Source organism: Ruegeria atlantica (genome assembly GCF_013032455.1).
Lineage (GTDB): Bacteria > Pseudomonadota > Alphaproteobacteria > Rhodobacterales > Rhodobacteraceae > Ruegeria > Ruegeria atlantica_B.
The window spans coordinates 1-15,831 of sequence record NZ_WQCF01000007.1 but is presented as its reverse complement, the minus strand read 5'-3'; the positions used below and the strand labels follow the sequence as shown (position 1 = coordinate 15,831).

The 15,831-nt window shown below is 55.0% G+C and carries 14 protein-coding genes and 1 tRNA gene; 8 read left to right on the top strand and 7 right to left on the bottom strand.

What is annotated here, in order from left to right; genetic code table 11:
• Positions 1-63: 63 nt before the first annotated feature.
• From GOW93_RS12920 to GOW93_RS12905, 4 genes are all read left to right on the top strand, one after another.
• Entirely contained in the window at positions 64-444 is a 381-nt protein-coding gene (locus tag GOW93_RS12920; protein WP_170384739.1) for a response regulator transcription factor, read from the top strand.
• Positions 441-755, top strand: coding sequence for a hypothetical protein (locus tag GOW93_RS12915; protein ID WP_170384738.1), 315 nt, complete (start codon positions 441-443; stop codon positions 753-755). Before GOW93_RS12920 ends, GOW93_RS12915 begins: the two co-directional genes overlap by 4 nt.
• Entirely contained in the window at positions 743-3,421 is a 2,679-nt protein-coding gene (locus tag GOW93_RS12910) for a sensor histidine kinase (protein ID WP_170384737.1), read from the top strand. The genes GOW93_RS12915 and GOW93_RS12910 overlap by 13 nt, the downstream gene beginning before the upstream one ends.
• Positions 3,422-3,498: 77 nt before the next feature.
• Positions 3,499-4,605 carry a FliM/FliN family flagellar motor C-terminal domain-containing protein gene (locus tag GOW93_RS12905; RefSeq protein WP_170384736.1) on the top strand — a complete coding sequence of 369 codons (1,107 nt, stop codon included), beginning with the start codon at positions 3,499-3,501 and terminating at the stop codon, positions 4,603-4,605.
• Between the two features lies 1 nt (position 4,606).
• Here GOW93_RS12905 and GOW93_RS12900 read toward each other — a convergent pair whose 3' ends face one another.
• Genes GOW93_RS12900 through GOW93_RS12885 form a run of 4 tightly spaced genes read right to left on the bottom strand, consistent with a single transcriptional unit; the run spans position 4,607 to position 6,794 of the window.
• Positions 4,607-5,038 (bottom strand): TIGR01244 family sulfur transferase, encoded by a 432-nt coding sequence (locus GOW93_RS12900; RefSeq protein ID WP_170384735.1) that lies wholly within the window; start codon positions 5,036-5,038, stop codon positions 4,607-4,609.
• A 9-nt stretch (positions 5,039-5,047) separates the two neighbouring features.
• Positions 5,048-5,479 (bottom strand): DUF6691 family protein, encoded by a 432-nt coding sequence (locus tag GOW93_RS12895; protein ID WP_170384734.1) that lies wholly within the window; start codon positions 5,477-5,479, stop codon positions 5,048-5,050.
• Positions 5,479-5,901: a YeeE/YedE family protein gene (locus tag GOW93_RS12890; RefSeq protein WP_170384733.1), complete on the bottom strand. Its 423-nt coding sequence runs from the start codon at positions 5,899-5,901 to the stop codon at positions 5,479-5,481. The genes GOW93_RS12895 and GOW93_RS12890 overlap by 1 nt, the downstream gene beginning before the upstream one ends.
• Before the next feature lie 29 nt (positions 5,902-5,930).
• Positions 5,931-6,794 carry an MBL fold metallo-hydrolase gene (locus GOW93_RS12885; protein WP_170384732.1) on the bottom strand — a complete coding sequence of 288 codons (864 nt, stop codon included), beginning with the start codon at positions 6,792-6,794 and terminating at the stop codon, positions 5,931-5,933.
• Positions 6,795-7,039: 245 nt separating this feature from the next.
• On the opposite strand from GOW93_RS12885, the gene GOW93_RS12880 reads away from it, so the two are divergent.
• A complete protein-coding gene (locus tag GOW93_RS12880) occupies positions 7,040-7,255 on the top strand; it encodes a hypothetical protein (protein WP_170384731.1) in 216 nt (71 codons plus the stop codon).
• Between the two features lie 9 nt (positions 7,256-7,264).
• Here GOW93_RS12880 and GOW93_RS12875 read toward each other — a convergent pair whose 3' ends face one another.
• Positions 7,265-7,483, bottom strand: coding sequence for a hypothetical protein (locus tag GOW93_RS12875; protein WP_170384730.1), 219 nt, complete (start codon positions 7,481-7,483; stop codon positions 7,265-7,267).
• A gap of 161 nt (positions 7,484-7,644) precedes the next feature.
• On the opposite strand from GOW93_RS12875, the gene GOW93_RS12870 reads away from it, so the two are divergent.
• A complete protein-coding gene (locus GOW93_RS12870; protein WP_170384729.1) occupies positions 7,645-7,914 on the top strand; it encodes a DUF2312 domain-containing protein in 270 nt (89 codons plus the stop codon).
• Positions 7,915-8,044: 130 nt separating this feature from the next.
• On the opposite strand, the gene GOW93_RS12865 is transcribed toward GOW93_RS12870, so the two are convergent.
• On the bottom strand, positions 8,045-8,920 hold the full coding sequence (locus GOW93_RS12865; RefSeq protein WP_170384728.1) for a hypothetical protein: 876 nt from the start codon (positions 8,918-8,920) through the stop codon (positions 8,045-8,047).
• Between the two features lie 182 nt (positions 8,921-9,102).
• Here GOW93_RS12865 and GOW93_RS12860 point away from each other — a divergent pair.
• Positions 9,103-9,178: transfer RNA gene (locus tag GOW93_RS12860), tRNA-Thr, on the top strand.
• Positions 9,179-9,888: 710 nt separating this feature from the next.
• Here GOW93_RS12860 and GOW93_RS12855 read toward each other — a convergent pair.
• Positions 9,889-11,985 carry a tetratricopeptide repeat-containing sulfotransferase family protein gene (locus GOW93_RS12855; protein ID WP_170384727.1) on the bottom strand — a complete coding sequence of 699 codons (2,097 nt, stop codon included), beginning with the start codon at positions 11,983-11,985 and terminating at the stop codon, positions 9,889-9,891.
• A gap of 229 nt (positions 11,986-12,214) precedes the next feature.
• Here GOW93_RS12855 and GOW93_RS12850 point away from each other — a divergent pair, with 229 nt between their 5' ends.
• Positions 12,215-15,091 (top strand): autotransporter family protein, encoded by a 2,877-nt coding sequence (locus GOW93_RS12850; RefSeq protein WP_170384726.1) that lies wholly within the window; start codon positions 12,215-12,217, stop codon positions 15,089-15,091.
• The last annotated feature ends 740 nt before the right edge of the window (positions 15,092-15,831 follow it).

The window sequence follows — 15,831 nt, the reverse complement described above, 5'->3', positions numbered from 1 at the left end:
TGCGCGTAAGCTGGCGGCGACAGGTCTGCAGTTTGTGGCCTGTCACGGGGAGGACAGATAATCATGAGCCGTAAGGTTCTGTTAATTGAGGATGAGCCCAACATCGCCGAGGCCATTCGTTTCTTGCTGACGCGTGAGGGTTGGCATGTGGAAACCCATGCTGAAGGCGCGGATGCGTTACAGGTAATTCAAGGGGCGAGCCCGGATCTGGTCATTCTGGACGTGATGCTGCCGGGCAAAAGCGGGATGGAGATTCTGCGGGATTTACGCGAGTTGGACGACATGCAGAGCCTGCCGGTTCTGATGCTGACCGCACGCGGCCAGTCCCGCGATCGCGAGATGGCCGAGAACGCAGGTGTCAGTCGTTTCATGACCAAGCCATTCTCTAATACCGAAATGTTGACTGCAGTGCGCGATCTTCACGCACAGGCGACGCAGTCATGAATTCGCGCGAAGTCCGACCGCCTTCGGGCCCCCGGCCTTCGCTGTTTCTAGAGCGGCAGAGTTATCGTCGTCGCAGGTTGTCGGATGCCGCACGGCTGTTGCCCTTTTTAGGCGCGGCGCTGCTGGCCATCCCGTTGCTGTGGCCTGGCGACCAGAGTGGCTCAGAGGATGTGCCACTTTCATCGGCGATCTTTTATATCTTTACCTGTTGGGCTGCCCTGATCATCGCAAGTCTGTTGTTTGGGTTCGCTGCCAAACGACTGGGTGCAGCTGAAGACACGGAGCCAGAGACGGACAGATGGCAACGCTGAACGTCTTGATTCTGGTTTGCCTCGGTTATGTCGTGCTGTTGTTCGGTGTGGCCTTCGCAGCGGACAGGATGGCCGCTGCGGGGCGAGGGGCATGGCTGCGATCTCCGTTGATCTACACGCTGTCGCTGTCGATCTATTGCACAGCCTGGACCTTTTACGGCGCGGTAGGCAACGCCGCGCGGTCAGGTCTTGAATTCGTGACGATCTATCTCGGTCCGACGCTGGTGATGGTCAGCTGGTGGTGGGGCCTGCGAAAGTTGGTAAGGGTCGGGCGCAGTCAGCGGGTAACATCAATTGCCGATTTGATTTCATCGCGCTACGGCAAGTCCAACACATTGGCGATTTGCGTGACGATTTTGGCCGTACTGGGGGGGACCCCCTACATTGCGTTGCAGTTGCAATCTATAACACTGTCGTTCTCAATCTTTGCCGAAGCGGACCCGTCGGGGCTTTATCGCGAAGGTTCCAGCGTCTTCTGGGTTGCGACTGGCTTAGCGGTCTTTGCTATCCTATTCGGTACGCGAAATCTGGATGCTAATGAGCGACACCACGGGGTTGTGACTGCCATCGCATTGGAAGCGGTGGTCAAGCTGTTCGCACTGCTTGCCGTTGGCGCATTTGTCGTCTGGGGCGTTGCGGGGGGCATAAGCCCCATGATGGACCGAATTGACGCGTCAGAAATCGGTCATTGGAATGTAGATGCCGGGCGCTGGACCACATTAATCTTCCTGTCTGCTGCTGCCTTTGTGTGTCTGCCACGGATGTTTCAAGTAATGGTGGTGGAAAACGCGGATGAGGGGCATTTGCGCACCGCCGCCTGGGCCTTTCCGCTGTACCTGCTGTTGATGAGCCTATTTGTGGTGCCGATTGCCGTGGTGGGGCTGGACTTGCTGCCTGCGGGATCGAACCCCGATCTATTTGTTTTGACGGTGCCTTTGTCGCAGGGCAACGACTGGTTGGCGATGTTCTCTTTTATCGGAGGATTCTCCTCGGCAACGTCCATGGTCATTGTAACTGCGATGGCTCTTTCCACGATGGTGTCGAACCATGTGGTCATGCCGATCTGGCTAAGCACGCAAGAGGGCTCGGGTTCGGTGTCGGGCGACGTACGGAACGTCGTGCTGATGGCGCGGCGTGTGTCGATCGCCGTGATCATGGCGCTGGGCTTTTTCTACTATCGCCTGTCCGGAGGCGGGGCGGCTCTGGCGTCAATCGGTCTGGTGGCCTTTGCTGGTTTCTCCCAACTTCTGCCGGCTCTGGTTGGTGGAATGTTCTGGCGGGGGGCGACGCGAACCGGGGCTTTGGTGGGGCTGACCGTTGGTTTCCTGTTATGGATTTATACGCTTTTGCTGCCGGGGATGGGAGGCGCTTTGATGCCCGAGACGGTCCTGCAAAATGGCCCCTTTGGTTGGAGCTGGCTGCGCCCGCAAGCTCTGTTCGGGATCGAGGGGATGGACCCGATGGTGCACACCGTAATGTGGTCGCTGTCCCTGAACACCGTGGCGTTCTGCGTCGCATCGCTGCTGAGTTTCCCAAGCCCGCTTGAGCGTTTGCAGGGGGCGCAGTTCGTCAATGTCTTTGACCACTCGGTCGCACCGCGTGGCTGGACCGGTTCGGTCGCGCAAAGTGAAGACCTAATGATCATGACCCAACGCATTCTGGGTACCGTTCCGGCGCAAGAGTTCTTTCAGGCCGAGGCCGAAAGACAGGGGGGAAGGACCAGCCTGCCTGAGCCCACCCCCTCTTTTTTGGAGCGCTTGGAACGTGAACTGAGTGGTTCTGTCGGTGCGGCAACGGCCCACGCGATGATTGGCCAGATCGTCGGCGGGTCATCGGTGTCTGTCGAAGATCTGCTGGCCGTGGCCGATGAATCCGCACAGTTGCTGGAGTATTCCAGCCAGCTTGAGGCAAAATCCGCTGAGCTTACCCTTACCGCTCGGAAATTGCGTGAGGCGAATACAAAGCTGACGCAGATATCGGAGCAGAAAGACAGTTTCCTCAGTCAGGTCAGCCATGAGCTGCGCACTCCAATGACCTCGATCCGAGCCTTTTCCGAAATCATGCGGGACTCTGACGGGCTAAGCCACGAGGAACAGAAACGCTATGCCGCGATCATTCATGACGAAGCCTTGCGCCTGACACGGTTGCTGGATGATCTTTTGGATCTGAGCGTGTTGGAAAGCGGCCGGGTTAACCTGAATGTGGGCGGTGACACGCTGCGTTCCGTGCTGGATCGGGCAGTGTCCAGCGCGCTGGCAGGGGCCGGGCAGACGCTGACCGTGCAGCGCACCAAAGCATCCGAGCGCATCCCATTGCAAACCGATCTGGACAGGTTAGGGCAGGTATTCATCAACCTGATTTCAAATGCCCAAAAATACTGTGATGCCGAAGAGCCAGTCTTGACGATTTCGGCACACGATGTCGGTGGCCAAGTAATTATCGATTTCGCAGATAATGGAAGCGGCATCCCGCCCGAGGCCCGGTCGATGGTGTTTGAGAAATTTGCACGTGTCGGCGTGGATAAAGCGGGTGGCGCAGGGCTTGGGTTGGCGATCTGCCGCGAGATCATGCAGCGTCTGGGTGGTGAGATCAGTTACTTGCCAGGGCAGGGCGGTGCGGCGTTCCGCGTCCGGCTTCCGATGGCGTATCGGCAGGCAGCCCAATAGGGCGGATGTAAAGACATTTGTAACCCACAGCGGGTTAGACCAGAGGTCAGTTACAGCAACTCACAACGGTTTCCAGCATGACGCAATCGGGCAGTACGGCTTTGGCGCGCAAGCTTTCGGTCGGTCAGGAAGAAAGAGATGACAGGTCACGTTCGGCCCTGCGGGCGCTTCGCCTCGCCTTTGCGCGGGCAGCCGGGGACAAGTTGCAACTTCCTCTAACTGTGATCGGCGCAAAACAATCGGTTCGCGCGACCGAGGCGCTGATAGACCGGATTGGAGATGACTGGCTGATATTGCAGTTTGTGAACGGCAATGGTGTGGTCGCCGCCGCGTGCATGGACATGGGTGCTGCTTCCGCCATTGTGCAGGTACAGACGATCGGAGAGGTGTTGTCTGACACCCCTGCCTCTCGCCCGTATACGCACACAGACGGGGCGATGATCGCGCCTCTGGTCGAAGACGCCTTGATGCGCGCGGTCGAGTTGGTGGATACGCCAGCGGATCAATCCAGCTTGTCAGGCTACGAATACTCGTTTCGATTGGACGATCTCCGCGCGATGTCGTTGGCATTGGTGGAGGACATGTATCGGGTATTTGAGCTGACGGTAGAGTTGGGCGGAGGGCTGCGGCAGGGGCGTATTTCCGTCTTTTTGCCCGAGCTACCCAATGCGGAGGAAGACGCGACAACGGATGAAAGCACCGGGCCAGTTCTTGAGAAAGCCTCCGGCGTGTTACGGGCCGAGCTGGATACTGTGATTTGCCGAATGACATTGCCACTGGCGTCGCTGTCTGACCTTGGAGTAGGTGATATCTTACCCTTGACTGGATCTAGACTAGATCGCACCGAGGTTCTGACAATCGACCGCAGGCGCGCGGCAATTGGGCGTCTGGGCCAGTGCGGTGGAATGCGCGCGGTGCGCCTGAACGAGTACGCGCCTCTGTCTGCACTCACACAGCCCGGTGCGGAGGATTTTCGAGAGGCACGTACGACAAAGCCGCTGCAGCGTGGGTTGGACATGCCCTTGCAAACGGACATACCGCAAGCTCCAGATAGCTTGGAATCAGTTGCATCCAGCGACGCAGCGTTGAACCTGAATTTCGCCGATTCAAATCAGATAGCCGCCGAGATTTCGGAGCTTGCAGGATTGGCGTATCCGGGGCACGAGCCGGACAGCCTTGGTTAGATCACTCTGCGCTGCTGCGGGTCTGATCAAGAACTGGGCGCAGATTGTCCAACGCGTAGCCAGCCTTGTGGGTTGCGTCCAAAATGTCGTCGGTGCTCATCCGGTCGCACTGACCCAATGCCCAAACTACCGAACACCGCGTGCCCGAGGCGCAATAGGCCAGAACAGGCCCGCTGCAGCTTTCAGCCAGCTCTCGTTGCAGGGCCACGTTTTCGGGTGTCATGGTCTGGTGCGTCAATTCCAGCACTTCGTATTCCAGACCCGCTGCGCGCACCGCTTCTCCGATTGCATCAGACTGCATGTTCTGTGGAACTTCAACATTCGGTCGGTTGCAGATGACCTTGACGAAGCCTGCTTCGACAATGGCTGGAACGTCCTCGACCGTGATTTGCGGCGAGACAGCGTAGCGGGGGGTAATCGGGCGAATCTCCATGGCAATTGCTTATGCCGCGTTGGCGGTTCTGTCCAGTTGCGCACCCAAGGTCGGAGCTGCGTACATTCCTAAAATCATCGAGATAAGGAAAAGGATGCCTCCAACCCCACCATAACTTAGTGAGGCCAGCGCAGGCCCGGGGCAAAGTCCAGCAAGCCCCCAACCCATGCCAAACAAGATGGAGCCCAGGATCAGGCGGCGGTCCAATTCGGTAGTGGCTTTTGACGGAAATTGCCCGCCGGTCAAAGGCTTTCGACTATTTGTCAATTGCCATGCAAATAGCATTGGAAGGATCGCACCCCCCATTACAAAGGCCAGCGTCGGATCCCATTGCCCGAAAATATCCAACCAGCCCTGCACTTTGGTGGTGTCTGTCATGCCTGAGATCAGCAAGCCAGCTCCGAACAGTGATCCCGCCAATAGAGAAATAAGCGCTCGCACTAGATCACTCCCCAGATGTGGCGTAGCAAAGCAAGCGTCACCGCTCCGGCGGCGATGTAAAAAATAGTGGCCACGATCCCGCGCAGGGAAAAACGCGAAATCCCGCAGACGCCATGACCTGACGTGCAGCCATTGGCAATGCGTGTTCCCACCCCGACCAACAGCCCAGCGAGGATCACTATCACAATATTGCTAGTTAGGTGAGTCTCAGGCGCTGGTGAAAAAAAGGGCCGCAACAAAATAGGCATCCCAATCACCCCTGCCAGAAAACTCAGTCGTTCCAACGAGCGGTCGCTGCTGTCGACCATCCCGCCCAGAATGCCGCTGGCCCCCATGATGCGCCCGTTGCCCAGTAAATAGACAGCAGCGCCCAGCCCTATAAGCAGGCCGCCGCCAAGACCCCAAAGCCATTCGATTTGCATGTTGCGTCCTTTGTCCGACCGCAGGGATTTCAGAGTTTGTTGAGCGGAAGCTTCAGAAATACATCGCCATTTTCATCCGATGGGGGCATCTGACCCGCGCGCATGTTGACCTGCAGCGAGGGCAGGATCAGGCGTGGCATGGGCAACGTGGCATCGCGCGCGTCGCGCATATCGACGAATTCTTCAATCGACCGACCCTGACCTATATGAACGTTCAAAGCCTTCTGTTCGCCGATCGTTGTTTCCCAGGCAAATTCGTCGCGACCGGGGGCCTTGTAATCATGACCTACAAAGACACGCGTCTGATCCGGCAGTGACAGGATTTTTTGGATCGAAGCGTATAGCTTCTCGGATGATCCGCCGGGGAAATCGCAACGTGCGGTTCCAAAATCGGGCATAAATAGAGTATCTCCGACAAAGGCCGCGTCGCCGATCACATAGGTTAGGCAAGCCGGAGTATGCCCAGGCGTGTGCAACACATCCCCACGCATTTGGCCTACGTGAAAGCTGTCGCCCTCGCGGAATAAGGCGTCGAATTGACTGCCATCTCGTTGAAATTCGGTCCCTTCGTTGAAGATTTTGCCAAAGGTTTCCTGAATGGTGACGATCTGATCACCGATCCCGATTTTACCACCCAGTTTCTGTTGCAGGTAGGGAGCAGCGGACAGGTGGTCAGCGTGAACGTGGCTTTCCAAAATCCATTCGACCCGCAAACCCTTTGCTTGCACATAGTCGATAATTTGATCGGCTGAATGTGTGTCTGTTCGCCCCGAGGCGTGGTCGAAATCCAAAACACTATCGATGATTGCGCAGGCAAGACCTTCTGGTTCCTGTGCCAGATAAGAAACCGTAAAGGTTTCGGGATCGAAAAACGCTTTTACTATTGGAGTCATGTGCCCCTCCGCCGACGTCGATTTTTCATATACTAATTATGGAATATAATATATTCAACCGTATGTGATTTGATGCTGGTCAAGGCAGGTTAACCGTAATGTGGCTAGTATTTAATCAAATCGTCCTTTCGCCGCCGAAATAGTCTGACGAACAGGCGGTTTTCCGCGCGATTATTGGTCAATCTAAGCGGGTCTTAAAACGGTTACATATATCAGCAAACATGGAGACATTTGGGAGGATGGAAATGTCATCAATCAATTTATACTCAGAAGCCGAACAACTACAGGAAAAGCTGAAAGGTGCGTGCCTGAACACGCGTCTTGCCCTTCAGCCCAGTGTAACCAAAGTGATCGAGCGGATGCGCAAGGAGGGGATGCACGTCCCGTTGGGCCTGCGCCAGTTGGATGCGGCCTTGTGCGAAGACGCTATGGAGGCGCGTTTCGACAACCTTCCAGTCTAAGGTCTTTGTTTAGCTGAAGGAAATCCCAACGATCACCACCATCAGGCCGAGCACCGACAAGAAAAGCGAGGCTAGGTTCCACGGCAATACGCCTTGAACGACGGCGCGCAGTTCATCATCCGTCAACCCGGACTTGCGCGCTTTCATCACACGCATAATGCACCACACAAGGCCCAACAGCCCGGCCAGCGATAGGGCGGCTCCGCCCCAGGTGATGAGTTCGAACATGGTTCCCCACATTTGCTTGTCACGATTAACTGCGCTTAGCGGATCACCAAGGGTGGTACAAGCCCAAGTGGAAAGGGTGCTTGCGGCCTGAGCGGCGGCAATGTATCCGGCGTTGTGCCCGCTGACACAGCATCAGAAATCTACCTCGGGGAGAGACGTAAATGGATGACATAACCGAAGATCAGGCCGCTGCGAACTACCGCGTTACTGCGGGTGAATTGCGCCAGTTCATTGAGCGGTTTGAACGCTTGGATGCTGAAAAGAAAGACTTGGCAGAACAGCAAAAAGAGGTGATGGCCGAGGCCAAAGCCCGCGGTTATGACACTAAAGTCATGCGTAAGGTGATCGCACTGCGTAAGCGCGACAAGGACGATATCGCCGAGGAAGAAGCGGTTCTGGAGATGTACAAAGAAGCCCTGGGTATGAGCTAACTCGGTTTTCAGCCCGTCTGACATTTGTTGTCCGCGGGCGAAATTCAGCTTTCCGCTAAGATTGACCAACAGCCAGTAGCGACTGCTTGGCAGATGCGGACTTACACATGGCTGAGTTCAATTTAAGGGGTCAAGGTGTTAGTACTCGGACCCCTGGGATTTCGCCGAGCCGGTCAAGATCCTGCTCGTACAGTTCAGAAAATGCATCCACGATCTCTGCGTTCCATCCCGGTAGATCGAGTTCTTCCTCGATTTTCTCCGGCTGCACGTGGTCTTCGAAAATGCGCGCCATATCTTCCCCCAGACGTGCTTTGGCCTGCGGCGTGTTTGGATTCGTCCTTTCCAACACTTTATTTTGGCCTGCGTCGTCCAGCAGAGAAAGCAAAAGCTCGTGCTCGTCCACCAAGGCGGTACTTTTCTCCAAACCGGCCAACGCGCGAATAATATCGCCCCAAATAAATGGAGTATCTTCATTGCTCCACAATGTAATCTGAATACCTGGGGCAAGTTCTCGAATGTCTTCGACCATCCCAATCCAGCTCAGGCAACTTAGATCCGTGGTTTGCATAATCTCAGTGCGCGCCTGTTCCGGCAATGCCATTAAGAGCTTGGGAATAAAGCTGCCTGGGCTACGCAGTCCTATGAACAGTTCGATTTCATGTTCGTGGTAGATTCGCTCCAACATAGCCATTCGACGGCCGGCAAGGGGATATAGCTGCCCTTCCTGCAGTGCGAATGCAGGCTCAGCTGCAAAATCCTGGCTTGTGAATATCGTGCGCCGCGCCCTTGGGCCTGTCGGTAAGATATCCCTAAGATATTGGCGTGCGGCCGTTTCAGCATCCTCCGACTTCAACTCGTCTAGAACAGGTTTAAACGAAGTCTTAAAGCGGCGTGGGCCGAAGAATGAAGCCCCGTTTGCCGCAAGAATGTCGGAGTTTTTCTTCAACGAGTTCAGCACACGGCCTTCGTCGGTAAAAGCTACGCCTGCGTGGATAGCAACCTGCATCTTCGGTACTTGTCCTTGCTTTTTACCTTGGGTGCCGGGTTACAGCTTGGGGCTTGAACAGTCAAATCCGTGCTGCCCGTTTGGTTAGGTGGCGCGCGCAGTAGAGAAAACTGAAAATCCCTAAGTTCAGATGAAAATATAGGCTTGCAGTCCACAGCAAGAGAAAGTAATCGACACCAAGTGCCCCTATAGCTCAGCTGGTAGAGCAACTGATTTGTAATCAGTAGGTCCGCGGTTCGAGTCCGTGTGGGGGCACCACTAAATCATGATAGATATTTAAAAATCATAGATTTAGGTATTCCTATCGGAAATCTGTCCACCCATCTGTCCACCTGTGATGTTTTGCACTTCGCCTGCCGGAGCCAGCGTTCGGTCTACTCAATTTGTTTTGGCGCGAGTCGGTCGCCAAAGCGGACGTTCGAACGAATGGGCACCAACGACGGGTGTGTGGACAAAGCTGCCGATAAGTCAGCTTGTTGGGATGTATGAAACGGCCTTTTCCGGACGTTGGTCATGAAAACCATCGCTGCGTCGCAGCTTCACCGAAGCCGCCATTCGCTGCGCCGGCGAGACCAAAGCGCTTCCCATGGTCGGTTGTGCGGACAAAGCTGCCCGCCGAGGCCACGGCGTCGAAAACACCAAAAAGGCCTGTATCCACCGTTTTCCACATGATCTCGTTGCTGTGGTGTAGCCTGCCGAAATGGCCAAACGCGGCGCGCACAAATTCTGGGATCGGTTGAACTGACCTTAAGTGCAATAATTCCCGCAATTCCCTTGCGCAGCGATCACCCTTCTCGATCCGAAGAACTCGCATTACTCGGCGCGTGGAGTGATTTCGACTAGGCTCTTTCTATTTTAAAGAAGCGTTCTTCCCGAACAACACTTGCTATAGGCCTGAACCGCGGATGAGCTTTCTTGTCGGCAACAAGTCCAGCCAACGAAAACTCTGCGAACCCCAGGCTGGTCATCTACCGATCAATTGCGGACTCACCAATAGTTTCGATGAGCGGTGCCAAATGTCGTTCGTATTTGCGCCATTTCTCTTTTGACGAGGCATACAATGGTTGGCGCACTTGCTGAACACTTGCGGTCCTAACTCGGCGCTTTCCTTTGTAAAAGGCAAGGCAATTTTCATCCCACTCAAGACCGCAATACGCTATCAATTGCCGGGCTTCGAACTCAATGTCATCGACCAGGTTTTCGTAGTGAACAGTGTGAAAACTGCCCTCGGGTAGCACGTTCTTCCAATGCTCCATCACTCGCACATAGGCGTTGAAATAGCGCCCCAATTCAACCTGGTCATAGCTGTGAAGTTGGCTGCGCTGAAACACACGCGTAAAACAGGACAGGCAGGTGTCCAATGGATTGCGCGCGATATGAACGATCCGGGCGTTGGGCATGACGGCATGAATGAGGCCAACCATCAGGAAGTTGGCGGGCATCTTGTCGACGATATGCGGCGAGCCGGGTGCATGTGCATCTAACAGCTGAACATATCGCTGGGCGCGTTTGGTAAGCTCTTGGCCCGACAGGTCCGCGATCAGGCTGCCCGTTTTCTTGTCCCCGCCGCGCAACTGGTCCGCAAAGAGCTTGTGCAAATAACTTAATTCACCGGCGCCAAAAACATCTGGGTGGCTAGCAAGGATCGCTTCGGTCAAGGTTGTTCCTGAGCGAGGCATCCCGACCACAAAGATGGGTTGGCGGCTGTCCACGGCGCTTTTACGCAGCTTGTTGATTAGGCTTGGTGTAAAGCGAGCGATAAGGTCGTTCGCTGTTTCTTCGATCTCGTTCGCGTCGAAATCAATGATACTGCGCTTGATCGCAGCACCTTTTGCGAAATGCTCGAATGCGTCGTCATAGTGCTTGAGGTCTTCAAAACACTTGCCCAACGCATAGTGGTACGAAACCGATTGTTCCGGCAGCATAGTCTGAGCGTCGGGCAAAGCTGCGACCAGGCCCTGAAATTCGGCACTGTCTTCTGTCACCTTATCCAGCTTAACCAGAGCAATTTGGGCGTTCAGGCGCGCTGAGTCTTTCTCGGCCGCTTTTTTGAACCAGTTCCGGGCCGCGTCGAAATTACCCTTTTCCATTTCCAGATAACCCAACGCCATAATAACCGCCGTGAAGTCTGGTTTGAGCTCCAGTGCTTTCTGGTAATTCGCAAAGCCTGCCTCAATATCCCCAAGATGCGATTTACACAGGGCTATATAATGATAGGCGGGGGCATGTTCGGGGTCCAACCGCTGCGCTTTCTCGGCTTCCAGCAGCGCCAGTTCGTGCAAGTTCTTCTCTGTCAGAACCTGCGCTAGCCCAACATAGGCTTCGGGTTTTTTCTCATCGGTGGCGATGGAATTGCGGAACTGTCGTTCGGCCTCATCCCATTCGCAGTACAAGGCATGCAGCCGGCCCCGGTTGCGACGCAACTCGGCTGAAACATAGGGCTTTCCAAGGTAATCGTCCGCAAGGGTCCGAGCCTCGTCAAAGGCCTCGGTTTCGATCAGCACAGATATGAGGTTGTTGACGGATTCCATGTAATCGGGCCTAACACTTACTGCTTGCCGATAGAAGGAAATGGCTATTACCAGATCTTCATTGTCCCGCGCAATCGACCCAAGGTTGTTCAACGCGGCGACTAATTCGGGGGCAAGTGCCAACGCCCTTTTTTGAGAAGCCTCAGCTTCTATCAAGTCTCCGGAGTCATAATAGGCCAGCCCGAGATTGGAATGCGCACTGGCATTTCCTGGTGCCAGTTGAACTGCGCGTTTACCTGCCTTTAACGCCTCGTCAACCTTGCCGTTTGCACGCAAAACCTCGGTGAAGTTTGCAAGGAACCCGGCATTATCTGGATGCAAACGGATGGCCTCGCGCATTGCGTTTTCGGCAGGACCAGCTTGGCCGGTTTGGAACGCAATGACGCCAAGAAGCTGGTGGGCGGGTGCAAATTTAGGAGCGGCCTTAAGTATTTGATTCAGAATGTTAACCGCGCGCTCTAACTGTCCCGCTTCGAAGGCCTTGGCGCCCTGGCTGTAAGCTTCTCCGATGGAAAGCGTCTGGTTCGCTGACATTCAAATATCTCCGGTTTTGCAGGTGACTGTTTCCGGTCTGGACGGCCGTGAAATTGCCACATTGTGTTGCAGATTTCCTACGAACTTCCAACAGCTATAAGTCTTCCGATGCAATGTGCAACTGACCAATTGCACTTCGATTCCGGGGTGATTAACCAAACGTTAACCGAGCCGTACGTGGCAAAGCGACGAGCTTCGGGGAAAATGTTAGTTTTTGATGGGACGGTACATGTCAAATAGTAAAGTGGGGGTTGTTGCCCCCAGGCTTCGTGGTGGGCGACTTTTCAAGTGGAAAGGGAAAATCGTAAGCGCCGCGCCAGCCGCATTGCTTGCGCAAGTGTCAATGATTGCGCTGGCCACCGGAGTAGCACAGGCGGATAGCATCTCAACGGTTTTGACCACTCCGCAAGTAACCTCAGCGGATGAGGATCACGAAATTACGTCAACCGGCGCGATTGTGATCACATCCACAAGCGCCCCTGCGCTTACAATTTCTACGGACTACTCAAGCACAGCCACCAATAACGGGACAATCTCGGTCACGGCGACAGACACCGATACAGCGACTGGTCTTCTGTTGGACGGGTCGTTGCTCGAAGCAGGTCAGTTGGTGAATAGCGGTACCATTTCCCTGGATATCACGGGTTCTGATCCGCAGGATATTTACGCTCTCCGGGTTAATGGTGACGTCGACGGGGTGATCCGAAACAACGGCACCATTGAAGTTGACGTGTTGTCCACTGATGGCGATATCGAGGCTTGGGGTATTTTCGTCGACGGAAATGTTTCCGAGACAGGCGCAATCATTAACACGGGCACTATCAAGCTCGACGGGCTGATCACCTATGGCAGCACCGCATCGCTCTATGGCATTGCAGTAGATGGGGACGTCGCGGGTGTGATCAGAAACTCTGGCACTATTGACGTCCAGTCGCGATCATTCGCCGACGACTATGCCTATGCATGGGGCATATATGTCGAAGACGATCTGGAAGAAACCGGTCAGATTGTGAACTCAGGCTCTATCAAAACATTGGCTATCACCACCAGTGACAGTACAGCGTCGGCTATCGGGATCGAAGTGGACGGCAATGCAGCCGGTGTGATCCGCAATACGGGCACAATCGATGCATTTGCGTCCGCGCCATCGACTTATGAAGCGATCGCCTATGGCGTCTTAGTCGACCGCGATCTGTCAGGACAGGTCATTAACAGCGGTACGATCAATGTGACCGCAATAGGGGTTGAGTCCGACGCCTCTGCTTACGGCGTTTACATTGATGATGACGTTTTGGCAGGCGCGACAGTGTCCAACAGCGGTACAATAACCGCATTTGCTAGCGCCGATACTGATGACGAAGCCAATGCGGGTGGGTTTTATCTGGAGGATTTGGTCGGCGGAACAGTTGTGAACTCGGGTACAATCACAGGTACCGCGCTTTCGCTTAACACAGCTGATGAAGCAACGGCCACGGGCATCTACATTGGTGATGACGTTTCGGGCACAGTCACCAACACCGGCACCATGACACTCCGAGCAGAAGCTGCCGAGGATTCTGCGACCGCGTCCGGGTTCTACCTGACTGATAATCTGAGTGGCAGTATCACAAACTCTGGTATGGTGACCGCCAATGCAATTTCGCGAGACACCGAGGCCGAAGCCTTTGGTGTGTATGTGGATGAGGTGGTTACAGGCGATATCACAAACTCCGGCAGCATCACTGTTTCCGCCCAAGGTGGAATGGATACGGGTGGCCCGTCTCCAGACCAGTCAAAGGCAATCGGTGTGTATGCCTACGATATGCAAGGGACCTTCTCGAACACTGGCCTGATTTCTGCTCATGCAACGGGCAGCTCAGGCACGCGCGCGGCTGGTATCCAATTCGACAATTTCGATGGCACGATCAATGGTCTGGGCACCATCCAGGTATCGGGAAATGACGAGGTCTACGCCGTGTACCTGGGCAACGGTTCCGGGACATTGAACGCCAGCACCGAAGACGACGTTGCCGGTTTGATCCGGGTCAACGAACACAATGTGAACCTTGATGCCAGAGGTGGCAGTGCAGTGTTCCGTTTCGAGGATGCCGCACCGGGTACAGGCGCCTTTACCACTACGGTTTCCGATGAAGGTTCTGCCTGGTTCGTTCAGGACGCGGGTGGCGCGGCGCCGATATATGCTGCTGTTGACGGGGCCGACATTGCGGTTTCAGCCGATGTCGTGGCGTTCTATGGCAGTGTCGTAGGCAGCAGTGGCAACGCGCTGAACTACAATCAGGCACCGCAGGTGGCACAGGGCGGGGTTATCGCCGGCTTGCGGCCTTATGCGGCGGTCGATCTGCAGCGCAGGGATTTCGAAACCAATGCTGGTGTCAACACTGACGTGACACTGTACGGAGGCAGCGCCGGTTTCGCAGGGCAATTGGACAACGGCATTGCGATGGCTCTGAGCATGGGTGTGTTCTCATCCGATGGTAACAGTGACACAACCGACTTCGACACCACCGGTTTCTACCTCGACGCCGCCTTTGGTCGGCAGTTCGGTGCTTACACGATTGAAGGCGGGCTTGGTTACGGTTGGCTTTCGACTGACCGAACACGTCAGATCGCAGGCAGCTCGGATGCCAAAGCCGAATACGACAGCCGACTTCTTACGGCCAATGTCGCGGTCAAACGCGCATTCGATGTCAGCGGCGATTTCGGGCTGCTCGGTTTTGCAGATGCCCGATACACCAACCAAAAGGACGACGGCTACACCGAGACCGGCTCAAGCGCGAATGCGACCGTTGGAGATGTCACTACCGAGGTGATCGAAGCCCGCTTGGGCGTCGAAGCCGTGGCAGAGCTTGCCGACGGTGGTTTTTTGACCGGACAGGTAAGCGGCGTTGTACGTCGTGATGTAGGTGACTCCGACACCGACGTAACCGTCTTCTCGACGACCGAGACTCTGATTTTTGCTTCAAATGATTTCACTGGTGGAAGTCTGGCAGTTGGTTATGAGAAAGACGTCGTCCAGAATATGCTGTTGGAAGTCAGCGTAGAACAAGAGATCGGAGGCAACGCCCAAGGTCCGTTTGCACGTATCGGTCTTCAGTGGTCATTCTGATCCCAGAAAACCCTGCGGCGCCACTTCTGGCGCCGCAGAATCAAGGCCGCAAGCAGGAATTGAGCGCGGTCCGACTCTCTGCTGACCAGTTAGACAGTCTTTGATTTTCCCGAGAAATTGCAGAGCCACGATGGGAGCCGACGACCAATTTCGAAGTGGTAGCTTTGGGCTCATAGACTCGTTCAGGCTCAACGCAGAGAACGTCCGCAGTTAGCCCAGTACGGCCCAAAGCGGACTTCGAACACCCACATAGATGCTGCAAACGCAGCCCGCATTGCTGCCATTGCCCATGACTATTCAATCTGGTGCCAGATAGCCGAACCCATCAGTCGCAGACCCAAACCGCAAGTTTACTGATTTCAAATTCCTAGGGCTAGACGCTAACCGCTTGAGGGCAAAGTGTTAGCTGCAATAAGGTTTCAGTGTTACAAGGAACTCGCAAGGGTCATTTGCATAGATGCATAATCATGTTGAGACGGCCTAAAGCATTCATGTTGTCTAGTTTTGATCAGTTTGACGCCCCGATGCTTGGGGACATAGGACCGCACAGGAGGCATAAAGTTGATCGAACCAGGCCTCCCGTTGCTACACAAAAAACTGAGAGCATTGGAAAACGCGGTGCAGCGTGGCCGATCCAAAGCTTACTGCCTCTCGAAGTGGAGCCAATTTGTACGCATCCGCGACGTGAGCCTCCCCAACTGAACGGGTCCACCGTTATGTTCAGGAAACGGAGGACTAAG

Bases quoted from the DNA above. Each gene is read 5' to 3' on its own strand.
- GOW93_RS12920 (WP_170384739.1), top strand. From the start codon at position 64: ATGAGCCGTAAGGTTCTGTTAATTGAGGATGAGCCCAACATCGCCGAG.
- GOW93_RS12915 (WP_170384738.1), top strand. From the start codon at position 441: ATGAATTCGCGCGAAGTCCGACCGCCTTCGGGCCCCCGGCCTTCGCTG.
- GOW93_RS12910 (WP_170384737.1), top strand. From the start codon at position 743: ATGGCAACGCTGAACGTCTTGATTCTGGTTTGCCTCGGTTATGTCGTG.
- GOW93_RS12905 (WP_170384736.1), top strand. From the start codon at position 3,499: ATGACGCAATCGGGCAGTACGGCTTTGGCGCGCAAGCTTTCGGTCGGT.
- GOW93_RS12900 (WP_170384735.1), bottom strand. From the start codon at position 5,038: ATGGAGATTCGCCCGATTACCCCCCGCTACGCTGTCTCGCCGCAAATC.
- GOW93_RS12890 (WP_170384733.1), bottom strand. From the start codon at position 5,901: ATGCAAATCGAATGGCTTTGGGGTCTTGGCGGCGGCCTGCTTATAGGG.
- GOW93_RS12885 (WP_170384732.1), bottom strand. From the start codon at position 6,794: ATGACTCCAATAGTAAAAGCGTTTTTCGATCCCGAAACCTTTACGGTT.
- GOW93_RS12880 (WP_170384731.1), top strand. From the start codon at position 7,040: ATGTCATCAATCAATTTATACTCAGAAGCCGAACAACTACAGGAAAAG.
- GOW93_RS12875 (WP_170384730.1), bottom strand. From the start codon at position 7,483: ATGTTCGAACTCATCACCTGGGGCGGAGCCGCCCTATCGCTGGCCGGG.
- GOW93_RS12870 (WP_170384729.1), top strand. From the start codon at position 7,645: ATGGATGACATAACCGAAGATCAGGCCGCTGCGAACTACCGCGTTACT.
- GOW93_RS12865 (WP_170384728.1), bottom strand. From the start codon at position 8,920: ATGCAGGTTGCTATCCACGCAGGCGTAGCTTTTACCGACGAAGGCCGT.
- GOW93_RS12855 (WP_170384727.1), bottom strand. From the start codon at position 11,985: ATGTCAGCGAACCAGACGCTTTCCATCGGAGAAGCTTACAGCCAGGGC.
- GOW93_RS12850 (WP_170384726.1), top strand. From the start codon at position 12,215: ATGTCAAATAGTAAAGTGGGGGTTGTTGCCCCCAGGCTTCGTGGTGGG.